Origin of the sequence: Pseudomonas sp. BJa3 (assembly GCF_026343815.1) — a bacterium.
Lineage (GTDB): Bacteria > Pseudomonadota > Gammaproteobacteria > Pseudomonadales > Pseudomonadaceae > Aquipseudomonas > Aquipseudomonas soli.
Map to the genome: position 1 here is coordinate 131,023 of NZ_JAOXMC010000013.1, position 20,743 is coordinate 151,765.

At 65.1% G+C, this 20,743-nt stretch carries 20 protein-coding genes; 12 read left to right on the top strand and 8 right to left on the bottom strand.

The window, feature by feature from the left end; genetic code table 11:
• Positions 1 to 60: 60 nt before the first annotated feature.
• The 4 genes from OH705_RS17750 to OH705_RS17765 form a co-directional block, all read right to left on the bottom strand.
• Positions 61 to 996, bottom strand: a complete 936-nt coding sequence (locus OH705_RS17750) for a FecR domain-containing protein (RefSeq protein ID WP_267302657.1) — start codon at positions 994 to 996, stop codon at positions 61 to 63.
• A gap of 10 nt (positions 997 to 1,006) precedes the next feature.
• Positions 1,007 to 1,507: a sigma-70 family RNA polymerase sigma factor gene (locus OH705_RS17755; RefSeq protein ID WP_046855312.1), complete on the bottom strand. Its 501-nt coding sequence runs from the start codon at positions 1,505 to 1,507 to the stop codon at positions 1,007 to 1,009.
• A 174-nt stretch (positions 1,508 to 1,681) separates the two neighbouring features.
• Positions 1,682 to 2,098: a hypothetical protein gene (locus OH705_RS17760; RefSeq protein ID WP_267302658.1), complete on the bottom strand. Its 417-nt coding sequence runs from the start codon at positions 2,096 to 2,098 to the stop codon at positions 1,682 to 1,684.
• Between the two features lie 122 nt (positions 2,099 to 2,220).
• Positions 2,221 to 2,793, bottom strand: coding sequence for a LuxR C-terminal-related transcriptional regulator (locus OH705_RS17765; protein WP_110605276.1), 573 nt, complete (start codon positions 2,791 to 2,793; stop codon positions 2,221 to 2,223).
• Positions 2,794 to 2,933: 140 nt separating this feature from the next.
• On the opposite strand from OH705_RS17765, the gene OH705_RS17770 reads away from it, so the two are divergent.
• The 5 genes from OH705_RS17770 to OH705_RS17790 all read left to right on the top strand — a co-directional run bounded on the left by OH705_RS17770 (position 2,934) and on the right by OH705_RS17790 (position 8,097).
• Positions 2,934 to 4,112: an acetyl-CoA acetyltransferase gene (locus OH705_RS17770; RefSeq protein WP_038706289.1), complete on the top strand. Its 1,179-nt coding sequence runs from the start codon at positions 2,934 to 2,936 to the stop codon at positions 4,110 to 4,112.
• Between the two features lie 3 nt (positions 4,113 to 4,115).
• Positions 4,116 to 5,657 carry a class I adenylate-forming enzyme family protein gene (locus OH705_RS17775; protein WP_267302659.1) on the top strand — a complete coding sequence of 514 codons (1,542 nt, stop codon included), beginning with the start codon at positions 4,116 to 4,118 and terminating at the stop codon, positions 5,655 to 5,657.
• Positions 5,658 to 5,700: 43 nt separating this feature from the next.
• Positions 5,701 to 7,038, top strand: coding sequence for an MFS transporter (locus tag OH705_RS17780; protein ID WP_104445253.1), 1,338 nt, complete (start codon positions 5,701 to 5,703; stop codon positions 7,036 to 7,038).
• A gap of 97 nt (positions 7,039 to 7,135) precedes the next feature.
• Positions 7,136 to 7,771, top strand: coding sequence for a LysE family translocator (locus OH705_RS17785; RefSeq protein WP_094012004.1), 636 nt, complete (start codon positions 7,136 to 7,138; stop codon positions 7,769 to 7,771).
• 29 nt (positions 7,772 to 7,800) lie between these two features.
• The gene (locus tag OH705_RS17790) at positions 7,801 to 8,097 is read left to right on the top strand and encodes a DUF3144 domain-containing protein (RefSeq protein ID WP_110605272.1); all 297 of its coding nucleotides are present in this window, start codon (positions 7,801 to 7,803) and stop codon (positions 8,095 to 8,097) included.
• Between the two features lie 31 nt (positions 8,098 to 8,128).
• On the opposite strand, the gene OH705_RS17795 is transcribed toward OH705_RS17790, so the two are convergent.
• A complete protein-coding gene (locus OH705_RS17795; RefSeq protein ID WP_267302660.1) occupies positions 8,129 to 9,781 on the bottom strand; it encodes an NAD(P)H dependent flavin oxidoreductase family protein in 1,653 nt (550 codons plus the stop codon).
• Positions 9,782 to 9,860: 79 nt separating this feature from the next.
• On the opposite strand from OH705_RS17795, the gene OH705_RS17800 reads away from it, so the two are divergent.
• Positions 9,861 to 11,351, top strand: a complete 1,491-nt coding sequence (locus tag OH705_RS17800) for a PLP-dependent aminotransferase family protein (RefSeq protein ID WP_267302661.1) — start codon at positions 9,861 to 9,863, stop codon at positions 11,349 to 11,351.
• Positions 11,352 to 11,357: 6 nt separating this feature from the next.
• Here the strand turns inward: OH705_RS17800 and OH705_RS17805 are convergent, their stop codons facing one another.
• Positions 11,358 to 12,146: a formate/nitrite transporter family protein gene (locus tag OH705_RS17805; protein WP_038706285.1), complete on the bottom strand. Its 789-nt coding sequence runs from the start codon at positions 12,144 to 12,146 to the stop codon at positions 11,358 to 11,360.
• A 293-nt stretch (positions 12,147 to 12,439) separates the two neighbouring features.
• On the opposite strand from OH705_RS17805, the gene OH705_RS17810 reads away from it, so the two are divergent.
• From OH705_RS17810 to OH705_RS17820, 3 genes are all read left to right on the top strand, one after another.
• The gene (locus OH705_RS17810) at positions 12,440 to 13,378 is read left to right on the top strand and encodes a Dyp-type peroxidase (RefSeq protein WP_094012006.1); all 939 of its coding nucleotides are present in this window, start codon (positions 12,440 to 12,442) and stop codon (positions 13,376 to 13,378) included.
• Between the two features lie 95 nt (positions 13,379 to 13,473).
• Entirely contained in the window at positions 13,474 to 14,295 is an 822-nt protein-coding gene (locus tag OH705_RS17815; protein ID WP_267302662.1) for a DNA-binding protein, read from the top strand.
• A gap of 90 nt (positions 14,296 to 14,385) precedes the next feature.
• The gene (locus tag OH705_RS17820; RefSeq protein ID WP_160290543.1) at positions 14,386 to 15,276 is read left to right on the top strand and encodes a sterol desaturase family protein; all 891 of its coding nucleotides are present in this window, start codon (positions 14,386 to 14,388) and stop codon (positions 15,274 to 15,276) included.
• On the opposite strand, the gene OH705_RS17825 is transcribed toward OH705_RS17820, so the two are convergent.
• Positions 15,262 to 15,945: an AraC family transcriptional regulator gene (locus OH705_RS17825; RefSeq protein ID WP_038706283.1), complete on the bottom strand. Its 684-nt coding sequence runs from the start codon at positions 15,943 to 15,945 to the stop codon at positions 15,262 to 15,264. The two genes, OH705_RS17820 and OH705_RS17825, sit on opposite strands and share 15 nt — an antisense overlap.
• A gap of 205 nt (positions 15,946 to 16,150) precedes the next feature.
• Here OH705_RS17825 and OH705_RS17830 point away from each other — a divergent pair, with 205 nt between their 5' ends.
• Positions 16,151 to 17,830 (top strand): MFS transporter, encoded by a 1,680-nt coding sequence (locus tag OH705_RS17830; protein WP_023632052.1) that lies wholly within the window; start codon positions 16,151 to 16,153, stop codon positions 17,828 to 17,830.
• A gap of 58 nt (positions 17,831 to 17,888) precedes the next feature.
• On the opposite strand, the gene OH705_RS17835 is transcribed toward OH705_RS17830, so the two are convergent.
• On the bottom strand, positions 17,889 to 18,458 hold the full coding sequence (locus OH705_RS17835) for a hypothetical protein (RefSeq protein ID WP_094012009.1): 570 nt from the start codon (positions 18,456 to 18,458) through the stop codon (positions 17,889 to 17,891).
• A gap of 144 nt (positions 18,459 to 18,602) precedes the next feature.
• Between OH705_RS17835 and OH705_RS17840 the strand changes: the two genes are divergently transcribed.
• The gene (locus OH705_RS17840; protein ID WP_038706282.1) at positions 18,603 to 19,280 is read left to right on the top strand and encodes a thermostable hemolysin; all 678 of its coding nucleotides are present in this window, start codon (positions 18,603 to 18,605) and stop codon (positions 19,278 to 19,280) included.
• Positions 19,270 to 20,736 carry an AMP-binding protein gene (locus OH705_RS17845; protein ID WP_267302663.1) on the top strand — a complete coding sequence of 489 codons (1,467 nt, stop codon included), beginning with the start codon at positions 19,270 to 19,272 and terminating at the stop codon, positions 20,734 to 20,736. The genes OH705_RS17840 and OH705_RS17845 overlap by 11 nt, the downstream gene beginning before the upstream one ends.
• Positions 20,737 to 20,743 lie beyond the last annotated feature (7 nt).

Consider the following 20,743-nt stretch of genomic DNA (forward strand, 5'->3'; position numbering starts at 1 on the left):
TCATGGACGGACGAGAATCGAAATCAGCAAGATTGCGAAAAACTTTTTTTGGCGCCGGGCTCAGGCAGGTTCGACGTTGACCCAGTAACGGCTCAGGTAGCGCACCCTCACGGGCAGGGATTTCGGCAGGTTCGCCAGGGCGATATCGGTATCATCAATGGCGAACGAGCCGGAAATGCGCATGCCTTGGACGGACGGCGCGCAACGCAGTACGCCCGGGCGGTAGCGGCCCAGTTCGGCGATGAAATCGCCCAGGCGCCAATCGTTCACGCTGAGCATGCCCTGGACCCAGGCCGCGGAATCGGCGGGCAGGGCTTGTGCGCGGCCGATCGCGTCGCGGTCAAAGCCTGCCTGTTGGCCGGCGTCCAGGCGCAACACCTGGTCGAGGTGGCGTTGCGGGCGTATCTCGACGGCGGACTGCAACACGCCGACCTGTGTCTGCTGCGCTGCTTGGCGCACGCTGAATTGCGTGCCCAGCGCACGCACGCTGCCGTTGTCGGTGTGCACGATGAACGGGCGGCGGGCGGCGTCGCTGGCGGTGCTGATCAGGATCTCGCCGCGATACAACTGGATCGCCCGCACCTGGGCGTCGAAGCGCACGTCGAGTGCGGTGTCGACGTTCAGCTCCAGCTGCGAACCGTCGTCCAGGCGCAGCGAGCGCCGTTCACCGCTGCCGGTGCGCTGCTGGGCGAGCAGGGCGCGATAGGGCACCTGCTCGCTGGCCAACCAGGTACCGCCACCGACCGCCAGTAGCAGGCCCAGCACCTTGAGCACCTCGCGGCGCTGCGCCTGGGCCGCGCCCAGGCCTGACAGCGCAGCCTGGCGCGGTACCGTTGACCACTGGTGTTGGAGTTTCTCCACCCGGGCCCAGGCTTCGGCATGCGCGGGGCTTGCGGCCAGCCAATCGCGCCAGGCCTGGGTCCGTGCTGGGTCGGCATCACCGTCATTGAGTTGCACGTACCAGGTCGCGGCCGCCTCGAGGGTCTTCAGGTCCACTGGCCGGCCCTCAATTGTCGACCACCAGCAGGCAGCGGGTCATGGCCCGGATCAGGTGGTTCTTGACTGTGGTGATCGATACATCGAAGCGTTCGGCGACTGCCGCGTAGGTCAGCCCTTCCAGTTGCACCGCGAGGAAGATGTCACGGGTCCTGGGGCCCAGTTCGTCGAGCAGTGCATCGACCGCTACCAGCATTTCGATGATCGACAGGCGCGTCTCCGGCGACACTTCGACCGGCTCCGGGCGCAGGGCCAGGGCCTGCAGGTAGGCCTGCTCGATGGCGCGGCGCCTGACTTTGTCGATCAGCAGCGCGCGGGCAATGGCGCTGAGGTAGCTGCGCGCCTCGCGAATGGGGCCCTGGTTGCGGGCAGTCATCACCCGCAGGAAGGTGTCGTGGGCCAGGTCGGACGCATCGGCGGCATTGCCCAGGCGTGCGCGCAGCCAGCTTTTCAGCCAGCCGTTGTTTTCGCAGTACAGCTGGTGAAGCGCCGAGCGGTCGAGCGTCGACATAGAGCGGGATCCACGATGTAAATGGTAATTGCTCGCATTGTCTCGGGGTGGCGGGGGGATTGCAAGACTCGGCTGATTACTCTCTCCGGACCAAGTCGTGCACCCGGCTTGGTTTCTGCGGACCAGGCAATTGGTCGCCTTGCTCGAGTTCATGGCGTCATGGCGACCGCTTGTTCAGACGTTCAGGGTCAGCGACCAACTGTGCTGCAGAACCTGCGACAGATCGCGGGTCAGCTCATCAAGGGCCTCCTCGGCGACATGTCCTTTCAGCATCAGCCTGAACTGGTCATTCAGAATCTTGCCCTGGCTACTGAGCTTCTCCTTGGAGTGATCTACGAGGCCGAAGCGGTAAGGCGTCCAGCCATGAGACATCCGGCTCAGATTGTTCGCGGTTCGCTTGACCAGGTTTTCTTTTGTGACTGCCATGCCGGGTGAGTATCGATATAGCTGCGTACCCTCCTTGATGGTCGCGGCTTCAACAACCCGCCCTATGATTGCCAGGATAAAATCGTTGGCGCCGTCTTGCAGCTTTTCATCCTCCGCCAGCATGGACGAGATGATGTTGTTCAGGTCCTTTTCGTTTTGATGCATTTCTATCTTCCGGGATGATCTGGGGCTATTGCACTGTAAAGGGAGCCAGTGGCCCCGGCCAGGGCGGATACGCGCATTTGACTGACAATGCGATTCTACCGTTGCGGTCAGTGCCTGCGCTGTCAGCTAATGAAAATGATCCTGGACACCAGCTCCGCACTGTTCTTCGCCTGCAACTTCTTCATCAACCGCGCCCGATGCACTTCCACCGTCCGATGGGATATCCCCAGCTGCCGCGCCACTTCCTTGCAGGTCAGGCCGTTCACGATATGCGACGAAATCTGCCGCTCACGCGGCGTCAGTTGCACCGCGGGCGCCGGCTGCCGGTCGAGCCGTTCGAAATGCCAGATCATCAGCTTGAACGGATCCTCCGCCGTTAGCGTAAAGCCCTGGGCCCGGGCCCAGAACACCTCTCCGCTGCGGTGCTGCATGAAACGCTCGTCTGAATAGAAAGCGCCCAGACCGTTGCGCAGCCAGTGCTCGCTGCGCTCGCCAATGCTCTGGTAGTCAGCCTGGGAAGGGTAGAGCAGCAGGGTCAGGTGCCCGCGCAGCTCCTCGCGGGTGTAGCCGAACAGCCGGGCGAAGGCCTCGTTGCAGTCGAGCATGCGCCGGTGGCCGGTGATCAGTTGCGGCGCGGGTGACACCTGGAACGCCAGGCGCTCGAGGTCCGGGGAGGCGTGGGTGGGTACGGTCATCAGGCTTCCTGCCTCGGTGCTTATGGTCATGCCCCGTAAGGCTCACTACTTACTCGTGTACGTAGTTGCCCCAACTAGCGTGGGATTCGGGTGCTGACACATTGTATGCAATACCCGCTTCAAGGACAGAAGAAAACACCATGTTCCACGATTCCGTCGCCATCGTCGCCGCCGCGCACAGCCCTTTCGGTCGTTTGGATGGCCTGAACCTCGAAGACCTGATCGTCCAGGTCACCCGCGATGCCTTGCAGGATGCAGGCATCGACGCCGCCGAGATCGACGCGCTGTTTCTCGGCCACTTCAACTCGGGCCTGGTGGCCGACGGCTTCCCCGCATCGTTGATGCTGCAGGCCGACCCGCAACTGCGCTTCAAACCCGCCACCCGCTGCGAAAACGCCTGTGCCTCGGGCTCGGCGGCGATCCAGGCCGGGATCAACGCGATCCGCAGCGGCGCCGCCGAGCTGGTGCTGGTGGTCGGCGCGGAGAAGATGACTGGCAACAGCACGGTCGAGGTCACCCGGGCGCTGGCCGGTGCCGGTTACCAGAACGCCTTGCAGGAGGCCGGCCTGAGTTTTGCCCAGCTGTTCGGCCAGGTCGCCCAGCAATACACCGAGCGCTACCACAGCCCATTGGCATCGATGGCGGCGATCGCGGTGAAGAACCACGCCAATGCCATGGCCAACCCGCTGGCGCAGATGCACCGGGTGATGGACTTCGAGCACTGCAACCAGGTGTCGCCGAGCAACCCGCTGATCGCGGCGCCCCTGCGCCTGACCGACTGCTCGCTGATCAGTGATGGTGCTGCGGCGATCATCCTGGCTTCGCCTGCCCGCGCCCGCTCGATGCGGCGCCAGGTGGCGATCCGCTCGATGGTTCAGGTCAATGATTTCCTGCCGTTGTCGCGCCGCGACATGCTGGCTTTCGAGGGGCCGCAGCGGGCCATTCACGGGGCGCTGCGCGAGGCAGGGGTGACCCTCAACGACCTGAGTTTTGCCGAGGTGCACGACTGCTTCACCATCGCCGAACTGCTGATCTACGAAGCCATGGGCCTGGCGCCCCGTGGCGAGGGGCATCGCGCCCTGGACGACGGCATCGTGCGCCAGGGTGGGCGCTTGCCGGTGAATCTGTCCGGCGGGCTCAAGGCCAAGGGGCATCCGGTGGGGGCCACCGGGGTGTCGATGCATGCCCTGGGCTTCGCCCAGCTGACCGGCAAGCCCATCGGCCTGGGCGTGCCCAATGCCGAGTTCGGCCTGCTGTTCAACATGGGCGGCATGGCGGTGGCCAACTACGCCAGTGTGCTGCAAGCCGTCAGGGTCTGAGCCATGAACATCGCCCATTGGTTGCAGGATGCGGCCCTGCGCTGGCCTGAGCGGCCGGCGTTGTTCGAGGGGCCGCGGCAGATCGCCGACTACCGGATGTTTGCCACCCAGGTGCGGGCACGGGCGCTGGAGCTGCGTCACGTGCACGGCATCGAACCGGGCGAGCGGGTGGCGCTGCTGATGAAGAACAGCTGCGACTACCTGCAACTGCTCTACGCGATCTGGTGGTGCGGGGCTGTGGCGGTGCCGATCAACCACAAGCTGCACGCCCTGGAGGCCGCGTGGATCGCCGGCAATGCCGGGGCGCGGCTGATCTTCACCGACGAGGGCCAGCTGCTCGCCGACCTGGCATTGCCGAACGGTTGCCGCGAGCTGGCCACGCCTGCCCGGCGCATGCCGGGGTTGCCGGCCAGCGATGAGCTGCAGGCGCCGCACCCACGCCTGGACAGCGACCTGGCCTGGCTGTTCTACACCTCCGGCACCACCGGGCGTTCCAAGGGGGTGATGCTGTCCCATGGCAACCTGGTGGCCATGTCGCTGTGCTATTCGCTGGACGTCGACCCGGTAGCCGCCGAAGACGCCGTGGTCTATGCCGCGCCGATGTCCCACGGCGCAGGGCTGTACAACTTCATCCACGTGCGCTGCGGCGCCCGGCACGTGGTGCCCCTGTCCCGGGGCTTCCAGGCGACGGAGCTGTTCACCCTGGCGCGATCGCTGGGGCAGGTCAGCCTGTTCGCCGCGCCGACCATGGTCAAGCGCATGGTCGAGCAGGCGCGCGAGCAAGGCTATGCCGGCGAAGGCATCAAGACCATCGTCTACGGCGGCGGCCCGATGTACCTGGCGGACCTGGTGGATGCCCTGGATACCTTCGGCCCGCGCCTGGTGCAGATCTACGGCCAGGGCGAATGCCCGATGACCATCAGTGCGTTGTCCCGCGAGGCCATCGCCGACCGTGGCAACCCGGGCTGGCCGGCCATCGCCGCTTCCGTTGGCCGCGCCCAGGCCTGCGTGGAGGTGCGCGTGGTCGATGGCGCGGGCCGGGAGACGGCGGCTGGCGAGGCAGGGGAGATCGTCGTGCGCGGCCCGGTGGTGATGCAGGGTTACTGGGACAATCCCCAGGCCACCGCGGCGGCCCTGGTGGATGGCTGGCTGCACACCGGCGATATCGGCTTTCTCGACGGCCAGGGCTACCTGTCGCTGACGGACCGCAGCAAGGACGTGATCATTTCCGGGGGCAGCAACATCTATCCCCGCGAGGTCGAGGAAGTGCTGATCCAGCACCCCGAAGTGTTCGAGGCCTGCGTGGTGGGTGAAGCCGACCCCGAGTGGGGCGAGTCGGTGGTGGCCTTCGTCGTGCCGCGCACGGCAGGCAGCCTCGATGCGCGGACGCTCAATGAGTGGTTCCTGGCGCGCATGGCCTCGTTCAAGAAACCGAAGAAGTACCTGTTCTGCGCCGAGCTGCCGAAAAACAGCTATGGCAAGATTCTCAAGACCCAGTTGCGCCAATGGCTGCTGGACCCGGACGGGTCGCTCGGCAGCGCTTGAGCCGCGACATTTCATGGAAAGCGACACGACAGGAGTTACCCGCATGGGCATGTCACCCGCCAACACCCAGCGCCAGCGGCACCGGGCTTTCATCGGCGCCACCACCGGCCACCTGATCGAGTGGTACGACTATGGTGTCTACGGTTTCCTGGCCTTGTATATCGGCAAGGCCTTCTTCGTTTCCGACGACCCCACCAGCAGCCTGCTGGCGAGCTTCGCGGCCTTCGCCCTGAGCTTCTTCATCCGCCCGCTGGGCGGGCTGTTCTTCGGCCCGCTGGCGGACAAGATCGGCCGCCGTCGCACGCTGATCACGGTGCTGGTGATGATGGCAGGCTCCACCTTCCTGCTCGGCCTGCTGCCGACCTACGCCAGCATCGGCATCGCAGCGCCAGTGCTGCTGGTGCTGATCCGCTGTGTGCAGGGCTTCTCCGCCGGCGGCGAGATCGGCACCATCACCAGCTTCATCTCCGAATACGCCGGCCCCGGCCGTCGGGGCTTCGCCACCTGCTGGCTGATGGTCACGGCGGTGCTCGGGTTGCTGTTGGGCGGCGCGGTGGCCAATGGTATGACCTGGGCCTTGGGCGCCGAGCTGATGCAGGACTGGGGCTGGCGGATTCCGTTCCTGATTGCCGGCCCTCTGGGCTTCATCTCGCTGTATATTCGCCTCAAGCTCGAGGACAGCCCGGAGTTCCTCGCCCTGGTGGAGGCCGGGCAGACCTCCAAGGCGCCGCTGCGCGAGGTGTGGCAGTGGAAGCGCTCGATTGCCCTGGTGTTCTTCATCATCACCTTGCACAGCTCGATCTTCTACCTGGTGCTGACTTTCGCCTCGACCTACATGTCCAACACGCTGAAATTCGACAGCGGCACCACCTTGCTCTATGTGTTCGTCGCCAGCCTGTCGGCGGCGCTGGTGATGCCGTTTGGCGGCGCCTTCACCGATCGCTACGGGCGCAAGCCGTTCCTGATGGTGATCGGCACGTTGGCGACCCTGGCCATGTACTGGTTCTTCAAGACCGCGCCGGGCGCTACGCCGGCGACCCTGTTCTGGCCGCTGATGGCGGTGGCGATCCTGTTCGGGCTGTATGCGTCGTCGACCTACGCGCTGATGAGCGAGCTGCTGCCGACGCGCATCCGCTCCACCGGCATCGCCATGGCCTACAACATTCCGGTGGCGGTATTCGGCGGCAGCGCGCCGCTGATCTCCACCTGGCTGATCAAGGTGACCGGGGATATTACCGCGCCGTGGTACTTCTACGTGGGCACCGGCGTGGCGTCGCTGCTGGCGCTGGTGGTGCTGCGCCAGGAGGACTTCGTGGCGTGCAACCGTGCACCGACGCAAGAACGGCCGGTGGGGACGGTACTGGCGGATTCTCAGGCTTGATGTAGCACGGGGATATCAGGCGCAGCGCCATTTCCGGAGCGGGGCGGCATTCTGTTACAGTCGCCGCCTCATGTAATCGGCCCGAGGATGTACAAGGATGTCGCTGCACGATTGGTTCGGATTTGTCGTTGTCTCGATGGTGGTGACCTTGTCGCCAGGCCCGGGTGTCATCATGGCGTTGTCCAACTCGCTGTCCCACGGGCCGAAGCGGGCGATGCTCGGCTCGCTGGGCAACGCGCTCGGGCTGCTGGTGGTGTCCACCGCCACCAGTGCGGGCCTCGGGGTATTGCTGCAGACTTCGGCCACGGCTTTCCTGCTGCTCAAGGTGCTCGGCGCGAGTTACCTGATCTACCTGGGGATCAAGCAGTGGAAGAGCCGTACCAGCGCCTTTGACCTGCTGGAGCAGCCGGTCAAGGCCAGCGCCAGCAATCGGCGGCTGCTGCTCAATGGCGTGGCAGTCGCGCTGACCAACCCGAAGGCGATCCTGTTCTTCGCCGCCTTCCTGCCGCAGTTCATGCGCACCGGCCACGGCGCCGATGGCCAGCTCGGCCTTTTGGTAGTCACCTTTGCCCTGTGCTCGATACTGTCCCACGCTTTCTATGTCACCCTGGCCCAAGCCTTGAAACGCCAGCTGGCTGCGCCGAACCGTGCGCGCCTGATGAATCGCCTGTTCGGCGTGTCGTTCATGACGCTGGGGGCCAGCCTGTTCACCGTTCAGGCCAAGACCGCCTGAGCACAAAGTTTTCCGATAGGTATATTCCCATGGCACAAGCCACCGACCAGGCCTTTTACGACCGCGCCGATGCGCATGTGGAACTGGCTAACCAGCAGATCGAAAAGCTCGAGGACCTCGGCAAGGTCAGCGCTTCGATGACCTTCGCCGCCAGCCGCTTCAATGCCTGGATGGCGGCACGCAGTTTCAAGTCCGCGGCGGAGATGGCGGCAGCGCGCGAGGAATTGTTGAAGTATTTCAGCGAGCAGTACCGGATGATGCTCGAGGACAACCTCGACGAACATATCCAGCACTTCGACCGCTATGTGCTGGGCAAGGACGGCTGAGCCAGCACCCGCAGGCGTTGTGAAGGCGGCGCTAGCGCCTGGCCAGCAGGATGTCTTCGAAAAACGCTCCCACCGGTTCTGTGGGATGGCACAGCTGAATTTCCAGCACCCAGACCATCTCCCCCGGCACGATCGGTAGATCGGCCAGCTTATCCTGCCCGAACAGGGCATGGGGGAAGTCGGTAATGCGGTGCCCGGCCAAGTTGCGCTCCAGCCGCCAACCCTTTGCCGCGGCGCTGCGCTCGGCGACGTCATACAGTTCGCGGCCGGTCAGTCCTGTGTGCCAGGCCTGGCGCGTTTCCTCGAACACCTCGTGCAAGGCCGTGACGCAGGCCAGATGCAGGGGATGCTTGCCAAACACAAAGGTGTCGCCATAGTCGCCTTCATAGCCGTCCCACACAGGGCCGAGGTCGACCACGGCGATATCACTGGCGCGCAGCCGGCGCTGCGGGTCAATCCCCTGGCGTGGTGTGCGTACGGTGTCGTCGCCAAAGCGGATGTAGGTCGGGTGCCAGGTGTGCGAGGCGCCCATGGCCTGCAAGGTCTGCTCGGCCATCGCCAGGGCCTGGGCGGTGGTCATGCCGATTTTCAATTGACTGGCAATCGCCGCCAGCGCTCTTACCGTCTGCTCGCGGGCGGCCAGCATGCCATCGAGCGAATAGCGCGGGCCTACCTGTTCCCAGTACGGATCCAGTGCGTTTGGCGCCGCCGCGGTGCCGCTGGGGACAAACGCCTCGGCGATGAACCGATGCGTCTGAACCCCCGCAGCCAGGCACTGTTGGCGGGCCTCGCGGATCATCGCCGCGTTACCGCAGGCATAGACCTGTGTGTCCCCCCAGGGATGTCCCTGGGCCAGCGCCACCTGGTGAACGCGCGCGCGCGCCGACAGTACCGGGTGCCACTGAAACCGAGGGTGCTCCAGGCCGGCCTGGTCGAGAAAGCCACGGTCATAGAAGTCGTCCGGCGTTGAACCGCCCCAGTACAGTGAAACCTCGGCCTTGCGCGCCAGAGCGGTCAGCAGCAAGGGCTTGATGCCGGCGTAACCGGTCCCGGTGGCGAACAGCACCATTGGCCGTTCATTTTCATGCTGCCAAGTGCAGGCACCTGTCGGGCCCTCGAGCTTCACCGTGTCGCCCCTGCGCAACGTGGGCAGCAGACGCTCGGAAAACAGGCCGCCACTGACCTTGCGGATATGGAACACCATGCGTCCTTGATCGTGCGCCGGCAGGTTGGCGATGGAGAAGCAGCGGCTGTCGCCGTTGTCGAGACACAACCTGACGTACTGGCCAGGCCGAACCTCCACAGGCTGTGCGGGCTGCAGCACCAGTTCACTGATGTCTTGGCTCAAGGCGCGCAGGCTCTGTACCTGCGCGGTGAACGCCAGGGTGGGGGTGTCCAGTGACCAGCCGGGAATCTCCAGGCACATGTCGCTGCAGGCATGGCTCTGACACAACAGCATCTCGTCGGGAGCCAGGGGATAGGAGGGCGCGGGTGTGTCCGCGCTACGTGGCGTGTCGCGATAGCTACCCGAAACAACCTTGACCTTGCACGAGCCGCAGGCACCTCGGCGGCACGAGAACGGCACGGCAAGGCCGCTGGCAAGCATGGCGTCGAGCAGCAATTCTTGGTGGGCGTCGAACGTGCTGCCCGAGGGCGACAATTCAATGACATGACGATTGGGCATGGGCACCTCGGGGCAAGGAGAAGGCGTGATTGTTGCGGTAGACTTGGCCCAGGAAAACCTCCAGTTTTGGATAGTTCACATGGTCCAGCTCCGCAAATGGCGGCTGTTGCTCAACCTCGATGACGCTGCGCCACAGGCGTCCTACCGGAAAATCGTCGAAGGCCTGGTGGCCGCCATCACCGAAGGCCGTCTGCGGCCCGGCACTGCGTTGCCCGGCACGCGGGAAATGGCCCAACTGCTCGACGTCAACCGCAAGACGGTGATCCTTGCCTACGAGGAGGCAGTGACCAAGGGGTGGCTGGAAAGCGTGCCGCGTCGTGGCACCTTCGTCAGCCAGCAACTCGCGACAGCGGCAGTGCCGGTGCCCGGTGGCCCGCGCTCATTCGCCCCGGTGCTGCGCGACGCACCCGCTGGCGCCTATTTCGCGGCAAACGACCAGGCGACGGCATTGCAGCAGCGGCCCTGTGCGTTGTTCTTCGATAACGGTGCCTGTGACCATAGGCTGTTGCCCCAGGCCGTGCTGCATCGTTACTACCGCAATGCCCTGCGCTATAGCTTCGCCAGCAACACGGTGCGCCACGGCAGTGACGGCAGCGGTCATTATCTGCGTTGCGCGTTGGCGCAGATGTTGCGCCACGACCGCGGCCTGAATGTGCAGGCAGAGCATATCTGCCTTACCCAAGGCGTGCAGATGTCGCTGTACCTGGCCGCCAGTGCGCTGATCGAGCCCGGGGACGTGGTGCTGGTCGAGCGCCTGAGCTATCCGCCGGCATGGGAGATCTTCCGCCGGCTGGGCGCTCGGCTGGTGACCGTGGACCTGGACGAGCAGGGCTGCCGGGTCGAGCAGATCGACGCGTTGTGCCGGTTGCACCCGGTGCGCATGCTCTATATCACTCCCCACCACCAGTTCCCCACCACCGTCAGCCTACGTGCCGGTCGCCGGCGACGGTTGCTGGAGCTGGCGCGAGTGCATGACTTCTGCGTGATCGAGGAAGACTACGACCATGAGTTCCACTTTGCCGGCCGGCCGTACCTGCCGCTGGCCAGCGATCCGGCGCAACGCCATGTGATCTACATCGGCTCGCTTTCCAAGTCGCTGGGCAGTACCTTCCGGTGCAGCTACATCGTCGCGCCAGCACCGGTCATCGAAGTATTTGCGCGGACCGCGGCGCTGACCTTGGGCCAGGGCGACGCGGTGATGCAGCGCATGCTGGCAGACTTGATCAACGCCGGTGAGCTGAGAAAGCACCTGCGTCGGGTGAGCAAGGAGTACCTGCGCCGGCGCGAGACACTGGCGCGTTGTCTGCGCGAGGCGTTCGCCGAGCGGGTGGTGGTGCGCGAGCCGGAAGGGGGCCTGGCTCTGTGGGTGGTGTTCGATCCAGCTATTGATGTGCAGCGGCTGGTGGCCGAGGCACTGCGACTGGACCTGATGGTGCGCAGTGGCCGGCAGTTTTCACCTGCCGGCGAGGCGGAGAATGCCCTGCGCCTGGGCTTCGCATCGTTGGACCAGGGCGAGATCTCCCTGGCTGTGCGGCGCTTGGCCCAGGCAGCAGCGGCAATCGCCGGGTAGGTGCTGTCAGCGCAGCGCACCCTGTTCCTGAGCAGGTACACCGTACGACACGTAATAGGCCAGGCCGACGAAAAACGCTCCACCCACGGCATTGCCGAGGAACACTGCTGCCAGGTTCTCCAGCAGTTGCCCCCAGCTCAGGTAGCCGGCGAAGATCGCCGCCGGTATCAGGAACATGTTGGCTACCACGTGTTGGAAGCCGATGGCGACGAAGGCCATGATCGGGAACCAGATGCCGAGGATCTTGCCGCTCATCTCGCGACTGGCGTAGGACAGCCACACTGCCAGGCATACCAGCCAGTTGCAGCCGATGCCGGAAACGAAAGCGTGCAGGAAGTCGGCGCTCACCTTGCTGGTGGCGCTGGCCAGGGTTTTGCCCAGGTAAGCACCCTCGGTCAGCCCTAGCAGATGGCCGAAGCAGTAGGCGACGAACAGCGCGCCCAGCAGGTTGGCGAGGGTCACCAGGGTCCAGTTGCGCGCCACTGCCCGCAGGCGGATACGTCCGGCGAACATTGCCAGAGGCAGGCTCATCATGTTGCCGGTGAGCAGCTCGCCACCTGCCAGGATCACCAGGATCAAGCCGATGGGAAACACCGCGGCGCCCAGCAGCGTGCCGAACGAGGCCCACTGCGCGGGAATCATGGTGCTGACGTGGATCGCCAGGAGAAAACCCAGGGAAATGAACGCACCGGCCAGAAAACCGAGGATCAAGGTGGCGCGGGCGGGTAAGAGGGCTTTGCGGGTACCGGCTTCGATGACCAGCTCGGTGATCCGGGAGGGGGTATTCACAGACATTTCAACAACTCGAACGCAAGGACAACGGCAAGGCCGTGGGTCGGGGGTTGGCGGCAATGGGCAGGTGATGCGCTTGGCCTTATGGAGGACGACGTGGCTTTGAAGCGGGCGGCACGGTAGCTGAGGCAATTTGACGCGGTCAAATCGATAGCCTGGATCAGGTGATAGATCCCCTCTATGAGGGTGGGAAGGCCATCGGGCTGTGCTATACCACATGCGGCCCGGCGCGTATTAACGCACCGCATGGGGTAATGCGCCGACCTTTTCCAGCGAAGCGTGGGGATGAAACCTGTATGACTATTGACCAGATCGAACCGCAGGCGGTGGACAGCCCGATCACCCGCAGCGCGCTGTTCATGGTGGCGACGCTCGGTCCAGGCGAGCACTGCGCGGTCCGTGTCCGCGAAGTGTGCGGTGACCTGGCCGGGCTGGTGCGCTCGGTGGGCAAGCGCGTGCCCTCGGGCAACCTATCTTGCGTCATCGGCTTCGGCGCGGCGGTGTGGGAGCGCCTGTTCGGCACCCCGCAGCCGATTGGCCTGCACCCCTTCCGCGAGTTCGGCAGTGGAGCGCGCAAGGCGCTTGCCACGCCGGGCGACATTCTTCTGCATATTCGCGCCGAGCACATGGACCTGTGTTTCGAGTTGGCGGCGTTGCTGGTCAAGCGCCTGGGTGATGCGGTGGCGGTGGTCGATGAGGTGCAGGGTTTCCGCTATTTCGACATGCGCAGCATCATCGGCTTCGTCGATGGCACTGAGAATCCCGGTCCGCGGGACGTGGCACGCTTCACCCTGGTAGGCGATGAGGACCCGGCGTTCGCCGGCGGCAGCTATGTGCTGGTGCAGAAGTACCTGCATGACATGGCCGGCTGGGAGGCGCTGTCGACCCAGGAGCAGGAGCGCATCATCGGGCGCACCAAGCTGGCCGACATCGAGCTGGATGCCGCGAGCAAGCCCAGTTGCTCGCACAGTTCGCTGACCACCCTGGAAGAGGGCGGGCAAGAGATCAAGATCCTGCGCGACAACATGCCCTTCGGCCGCCCCGGTGCCGGGGAGTTCGGTACCTATTTCATCGGTTACGCCCGGTCGCCCGCGCCGATCGAGCAGATGCTCGAGAACATGTTCGTCGGCAAGCCGCCGGGCAACTACGATCGTCTCCTGGACTACAGTCGCGCCGTTACCGGCGGGTTGTACTTCGTGCCGCCGGTGGATTTCCTCGAACAGGCCGCTGAATGATATTTCACCCGCAGGCTTGAATCGAGGGGCAGTGCCGTGCAGTATTGCGCGGTATTACATGGTACATGCCATGGTACGAATAGGTGGAATGAGTAATGGCCCGCAATGGCATAGACAAGGCTGCCGTTCAGCAGGCACGGCAGGCACTGATGGCCCGGGGTGAACACCCCAGTATCGATGCGGTACGTATCGAGCTGGGTAATACCGGCTCGAAGACCACTATCCATCGGTACCTCAAGGAACTGGACCGGCAGCCGCTGGAATTGCTGGGCAGCCAGGGGGCCTTGAGCGAACCGTTGGCGCGATTGGTCGAGCAGCTGGCTGCCCAGTTGCAGGAGGAAGGGCTGGCCCGGATCGCCGCCGCCGAGCAGGCGGCGCAAGCGCGTTGTGCGGCGATGCAGGCCGAGCTGCAACTGACCCAGCGCGACCTGGCTGGCACGCTGCGCCAGGTCGAGGCCCTGACCGCTGCGCTGCACGCCGAGACTCAACGCCTCACGACCGCCCAGGCCAGCCTGCAAGCCGAGCAGTTGCGCAGCGCCAGCCTCAGCCAGTCACAGGGTGAGTTGCAGGCGCGCCTGGCCGACAAGGACGGGCAACTGCGCGCCAGCCTCGAGCAGCGCCAACAGGATCAACGCCGCAACGAGACCCAGGTGCGCCAGTTGCAAGGCCAGTTGCAGACCTTGCAGCAGGGTGCCCTGGCGCGTCAGGACGAGCTGACGCGCCTGCACCGCGACAATGAACGCCTGCTCGCCGAGCATCGCCAGGCCACGGCCCGGGGCACGCTGCTGGACGAGCAATTGCAGCAGCGTGACGCGCAGGTGCAGGGGCTGCGCGCCATCCTCGCCCAGGCCCAGGGCGCCAACGATGAGATGCGTAGACAGCTGGCAGCCCGAGCTGCTGACACTTCGACCCTGTAGAGCATCGCTGCGACAGATGCGCCGTTCGTTCAATCGCCGAGGTCAGGCACCAGGCAACACTGGCGGCTCCAACCATGACTGGAGCCATCCATGCGTATCCTCTATGCCCCGTGTTTCTTCTTCGGTTTCATTGCCACCGCGGTGTGGCTGATCGATCTTGGCGCCGATATCCTCTGGCTGCTGCCCCTGCTTGGCGTGGCGATCTTGCTGTCGTTCTCCTGCGAAGTGCTGTGCCCCTACAAATCGGCCTGGCGCGAGGCAACAGGCGAGGGCGGGCGCGATGCACTGCACGCATTGGTCAACGAAACCCTCAATATCGCCAGCATCGCCGCCATCCCGCTGTTCGCCGGCTGGCTGCCGGCCACAAGCCTGTGGCCCAGCCACTGGCCCGTGCTCGGGCAACTGTTGCTGGCGCTGCCCTTGGCCGACCTGGGCATCACCCTGGTGCATTACGCCAGCCATCGCAGCGCGCTGCTCTGGCGCCTGCACGCGGTGCATCACAGCGTGACCCGGCTGTACGGCTTCAATGGCTTGATGAAGCACCCGCTGCACCAGATGGCCGAGGGGCTGGGCGGCGTGCTGCCATTATTGCTGCTGGGTTTGTCGCAGGACGTGGCGGCGTTGCTGGCGTTCTGCATCGCGGTCCAGCTGCTGTTGCAGCACAGCAATGTCGACATGCGCATCGGCGTTCTGCGCCATCTTTTCGCCTGGGCCCCCGTGCACCGGCTGCACCACCTGAAGTACGGCACCCTGGGCGACGTCAACTTCGCGTTGTTCTTTCCCGTCTGGGATCGCTTGCTCGGCACTGCCCTGCACCTGCCGGCCTACGGGTTGGCCGATGACGACATGGGCATCGGCGACCGTCCGGACTATCCCAAAACGTACCTTGCGCAACTGCGTGAGCCGTTCTGCCAAGTGGCCACGGCGCATCCGCCGGCAGCCGTGCCGGACAGCCTGCGTCAGGCGCTAGAGCACGTCTGAGCGCAGGTGGCGCAGGGCTTCGCTGGCGCGGATGCCGAATTGCTGGCGCAGGCTGCGGCTCAGGTGCGCCGAGTCGGCGAAGCCGGCGGCCATGGCCGCCTCGGTCAGGCTGGCACCGGCCAGCGCTTCGCCCAGGGCCACGCGCAGGCGTTGCCACAGCACCATGCGCCGCACCGACAGGCCCAGGCGGCCACTGAACAGGCGCTCGAGCTGGCTGACCGACAGCGCCGCTGCCTGTGCCAGCTCCGTGGCAGGCAGGCGCTGCTCGTCCACCGCGCGAATCCGTGCGAGGGCCCGCGCCAGACGGAGATCCAACGGGCGACGCGGTGCCTGGCGCAATGCCTGGGCGAGGCTTGAGATATCGCGGGGGGCTTGCCGGCAGACGTCGAGCAAGGTCTCCAGGGAAAACGCCAGGGGCTCGGCGAACAGGGTGATGCAGGCGGTGCCGGGCGCGAGAATGGCGTGGGGCTGCAACGAGGCGATGGCCAGCATGTCGCCGCGGTGCTCTTCGCCATTGACCTGCAGGCAGGCTTGGCCCTCGAGGGCGAGCACTACCTGGTGGGCATAGTGGGCATGGACACCGGTGTGGCCCGCCGTGCCGAGCAGCAGGCCGTGATCATCGGCCAGCCAGAGCCGACCTCGCCAGGCGCCGTGCCGTGCTTCGCTCATTGCCGGTTCCCTATCCGTTTCGGCGCTCGATCACTCAGGCGAGTGGCTATCGTGCAAAGGCCGATTATGCTTGAAGTGACTTGCCGCGATTCGAGGCCGATGCCTCGTCGTGCTTCGCGCAGCCTGCAATGCCGTTGGGCCTGGGTGCGTGCTTTGGCTACCTGATGGAGCACTCCGGTCTACCACAACCAGACGGAGGCGACCCATGGCGGTCCTTGACAGCGCATCCACGGGCAGTAGCGCGCCCCAACGTGGCATTTCCCGGGAGGAGCGCAAGGTCATCTTCGCCTCTTCGCTGGGCACCGTGTTCGAATGGTACGACTTCTACCTGTACGGCTCGCTGGCGGCAATCATCGCCAAGCACTTTTTTGCCGGGGTCAATGAGACCACCTCGTTCATCTTTGCCTTGCTGGCTTTCGCCGCCGGCTTTGCCGTGCGGCCGTTCGGCGCCATCGTGTTCGGCCGCCTGGGCGACATGATCGGGCGCAAGCACACCTTCCTGATCACCATCGTGATCATGGGCGTGTCCACCGCGGTGGTCGGCTTGCTGCCCAGCTATGCGACGATCGGCGTGGCCGCGCCGGTGATCCTCATCACCCTGCGGCTGTTGCAGGGGCTGGCATTGGGCGGGGAGTACGGCGGCGCTGCCACCTATGTGGCCGAGCACGCGCCCAAGGGCAAGCGCGGTTTCTTCACCGCGTGGATCCAGACCACTGCCACCCTCGGGCTGTTCCTGTCGCTGCTGGTGATCCTGGCCTGCCGCACGGCCATGGGCACCGAGGCGTTCGAGGATTGGGGCTGGCGGATACCGTTCCTGCTGTCGATCCTGCTGCTGGCGATTTCGGTGTACATCCGCCTGCAGCTCAACGAGTCGCCGGTGTTCATGAAGATGAAGGCCGAGGGCAAGGCGTCGAAGGCGCCGCTGACCGAATCGTTCGCCCGCTGGGACAACCTCAAGGTGGTGATCATGGCACTGCTCGGCGGCACCGCCGGCCAGGCGGTGGTGTGGTACACCGGGCAGTTCTACGCGCTGTTCTTCCTGCTGCAGACCCTGAAGATCGACCCGCAGACCGCCAACCTGCTGATCGCCGGTTCCCTGCTGATCGGCACGCCGTTCTTCATCGTCTTCGGCAGCCTGTCCGACCGCATCGGGCGCAAGAAGATCATCATGGCCGGCTGCATCATTGCCGCGTTGACCTACTTCCCGATCTTCAAGGCGCTGACCGAGTACGGCAACCCGGATGTGTTCGTTGCCCAGGAGCAGAACCCGGTCGTGGTGGTGGCTGACCCCGGGCAGTGTGCCTTCCAGTTCGACCCGGTGGGCAAGGCCCGCTTCACCAGTTCCTGCGATATCGCAAAGAGCCTGCTGGCCAAGCGGGCGATCCCGTATGAGAACGAAAAGGCTGAGCCGGGCAGCGTGGCGCAGATCCGTATCGGTGAGCGGGTGATCCCGAGTTTCGAGGGCACTGGCCTGGCCGCGGCTGAACTGAAGACTCAGGCCGACGCCTTCACCGCCACGCTGACCGGTGCCCTGAAAGGGGCCGGATATCCCGAGAAGGCCGACCCTGCGAAGATCCATTACCCGATGGTGTTGCTGCTGCTGACCATCCTGGTGATCTACGTGACCATGGTCTACGGGCCGATCGCCGCCTGGCTGGTGGAGCTGTTCCCGGCACGGATCCGCTACACCTCGATGTCGCTGCCGTACCACATCGGCAACGGCTGGTTCGGTGGCTTCCTGCCGACGGTGGCCTTCGCCATGGTGGCGGCCACCGGGGATATCTACTACGGGCTGTGGTATCCGATCATCATTGCGGTGATGACCGCGGTGTTGGGTATCTTCTTCCTGCCCGAGACCAAGGATCGGGATATCCATCACACCTGAGCGATGACAGTCTGCTGCTGCGGCGATGGCTCGCTCCACGCCGCAGCAGCGGCCCTGGTCAGTCGAAGTACCCGCGCAAGGTATACCGGTAGCCGACATCCACCTCCAAGGCCTGTGGCCGCGCATAGGTCTTTTTCATGACGAATTCGAACGCCGGTTCGTACACCCCGTCGCGGACTACTGCGCCCGCGAGCACTTCCACCGAATACCAGCCGTTGTCCAGCTCGATGATCGGCCGCCCCGGCTCCTGGTAGCGCGCCAGCAGATCACCCAGGGTCTTGTTGGTGAAGTGCTGCAGGATGCGCCAGGTGAAGAGCATCACGGCGCCGTGTTCGACTCTGAGCATATGGCCCGGACGACGGTGCTTGAGGCGGCTGCCGGGTTCGAGCAGTGCCGGGGTGCGTTCGTCGAGGGTGAACAGGATGCGGTAGGGCAGGTTGTCGACGCCGGCCAGCGGCAGGATCACGCCTTGTTGCACCGCCAGGTCGCCGCTGTCGCTGCTGGTGAACGCGCGCGCCAGGTCGTCGGGCAGGTCTTGGTCTTCCTTGAACTGTTCGAGCAACTGGATATCGCCCAGCAGGAAATAGTCGACCAGGTCGTTGAACACTTCGCTGAATTCGTAGCGCATGGGGTGTCCTTGTTCTGGCTGCGCCGAGGAAGTCAGCAATGTAGCAGCCCCAGCGAGGGGCGCCAGCACCTCGATCGCGAGACTTCAGACTGGCTTCAGATTCGCCCTCGATACTGCCTCCACTGAAACGAGCGGGGGCCCGTCATGACCGAGCTGAATTGGAACACCCTGTTTCCCGTGGCCATTGGCAGCCATGCGCAACACCAGGCCCAACTACTGCTGCATGGGCCGGAAACGCCAGGTCGACTTGAACTTGAGCAATTCATCCATGCGCGATTCGCCTGCGTGCATCACGCCGATGTGCATCATTACATGCCCGAGCTGCTGGGGCTGCGTGATCGCCATGGCCGGCTGATCGCAGCCGCCGGCGTACGCCTGGCTGGCAGTACACCGTTGTTCCTGGAGCGCTACCTCGATGTGCCGCTGGAGAACGCCGTGGCGAACGTGGCAGCGGCGCCGATCACCCGCGAGCAGCTGGTGGAGGTGGGTAACCTGGCCGCGCTCAGTGCCGGCAGCGCACGGATCATGATCGTCGCGGTGACCTGGCTGCTGGCGGCACGCGGCCTGCAGTGGGTCGCATTCACTGGGGCGGCGACCTTGCTCAACAGTTTCCGTCGACTCGGGCTGGAGCCCACGGTCGTGGCGCAAGCGGCTGCGCACCGGCTAGGCGAGGAGTCCGGCAGTTGGGGCAGTTACTACGCGCAGCAACCCCAGGTGTACGTCGGCAATATCGGACTAGGCCACACGGCTCTGGCCCGCGCCGGCGTGTTCGAACGGCTGGGCCTGCCGGTGCTGAATCAGGAGAGCGGTCATGCCGCATGATATCGAGGCATTTTTCGAAACACTGCAGGTCCATGCCCGCCACCGTGGCGAGCAACCGGCGCTGCTGGGCAGTGATGAACGGTTCAGCTACGCGCAGTTGCTGAGTGAAGTGCGCCTGCGAGCGGACTGGTTGCGCGAACAACCTGCCGGCACCTTCGCCGTGGCATTGGATAACGGTCCGCAAGCCGTGCTTTGGGACCTTGCCGCGTTGCTGGCCGAGCGTCCGATGCTGCTGCTGCCGGGCTTTTTCAGTGCGGCCCAGCGACGCCACTGCCTGACGCAGGGGGGCGTCTCACTGGTGCTGGCCGACAGCGCGCTTGCCGATGAGCTGCAAGCCTGTGGGTTCACCCGTGGCACGCAGTTCTGGCGCCGTGATCCGCTTGTGTCCCCGCAACTGCCGCTCGGCACCGCCAAGATTACCTACACCTCCGGCAGTACCGGTGCGCCCAAGGGCGTTTGCCTGGGCGCCGCGTCGATGCTGCGCGTCGCCCGCGAGCTTGAGGCGGCCAGCCGGGAGGCGGCGCCGGGCAAGTACCTTGCCGTGCTGCCGCTGGCGGTGTTGCTGGAAAACCTGGGGGTGTACGCGGCGCTGCTGGCCGGCGCCGTGGTCATGCTCTATCCGCAGGCGCAGCTGGGTATCCGCGGCGCCAGCCAGGTGGACTTCGCGCGTCTGCTGGGGGTGATCGCCCTGAGCGGCGCCGAGAGCCTGATCCTGGTCCCGCAGCTGTTGCTGGGGCTGGTCACGGCCATCGAGCGGGGGGCGATGCGTGTCGGCCCGTTGCGTTTTGTCGCCGTGGGCGGTGCCCGGGTGGCGGCCAGCCTGCTGTCGCGTGCCGCAGCGGTCGGCCTGCCTGTGTACGAAGGCTACGGCTTGTCCGAGTGCGCCTCGGTGGTATGCCTGAACCGTCCCGGGGCGCGGCGCCTGGGCAGTGTCGGCCGGCCGTTGCCCCATGTCCAGGTGCGCATCGCCGAGGATGGCGAGGTGCTGGTGGCCGGCTCTAGCATGCTTGGTTACCTCGGCGAACCCGCGTTCGATGGCCAGTGGTGGCCGACCGGGGACCTCGGCCAGCTTGACCGCGACGGCTACCTGCACCTGGCTGGGCGCAAGAAACACCAGTTCATCACCAGCTTCGGGCGCAACGTCAACCCTGAATGGGTCGAGGCCGAGCTGACTCAGGGCGGGGTCATCGCCCAGGCCTTTGTGCATGGCGAGGGCCTGCCGGGCAACCTGGCACTGCTCTGGCCGCTGGACCCGCAGGCCAGCGATGAGCAGATCGAGCGTGCGGTTCGCCAGTGCAACGAAGGCCTGCCTGACTATGCCCGGGTCCATGCCTGGCGACGCTTGTTCGAGCCGTTGAATGCCGAGGCGGGGACTCTCACCGCCAATGGCCGGCCACGCCGCGAGGCGATCCTGCTGCATTACCAGTCCCTGTTGTCCATTCTCCAACAAGCATGAGGTTCGC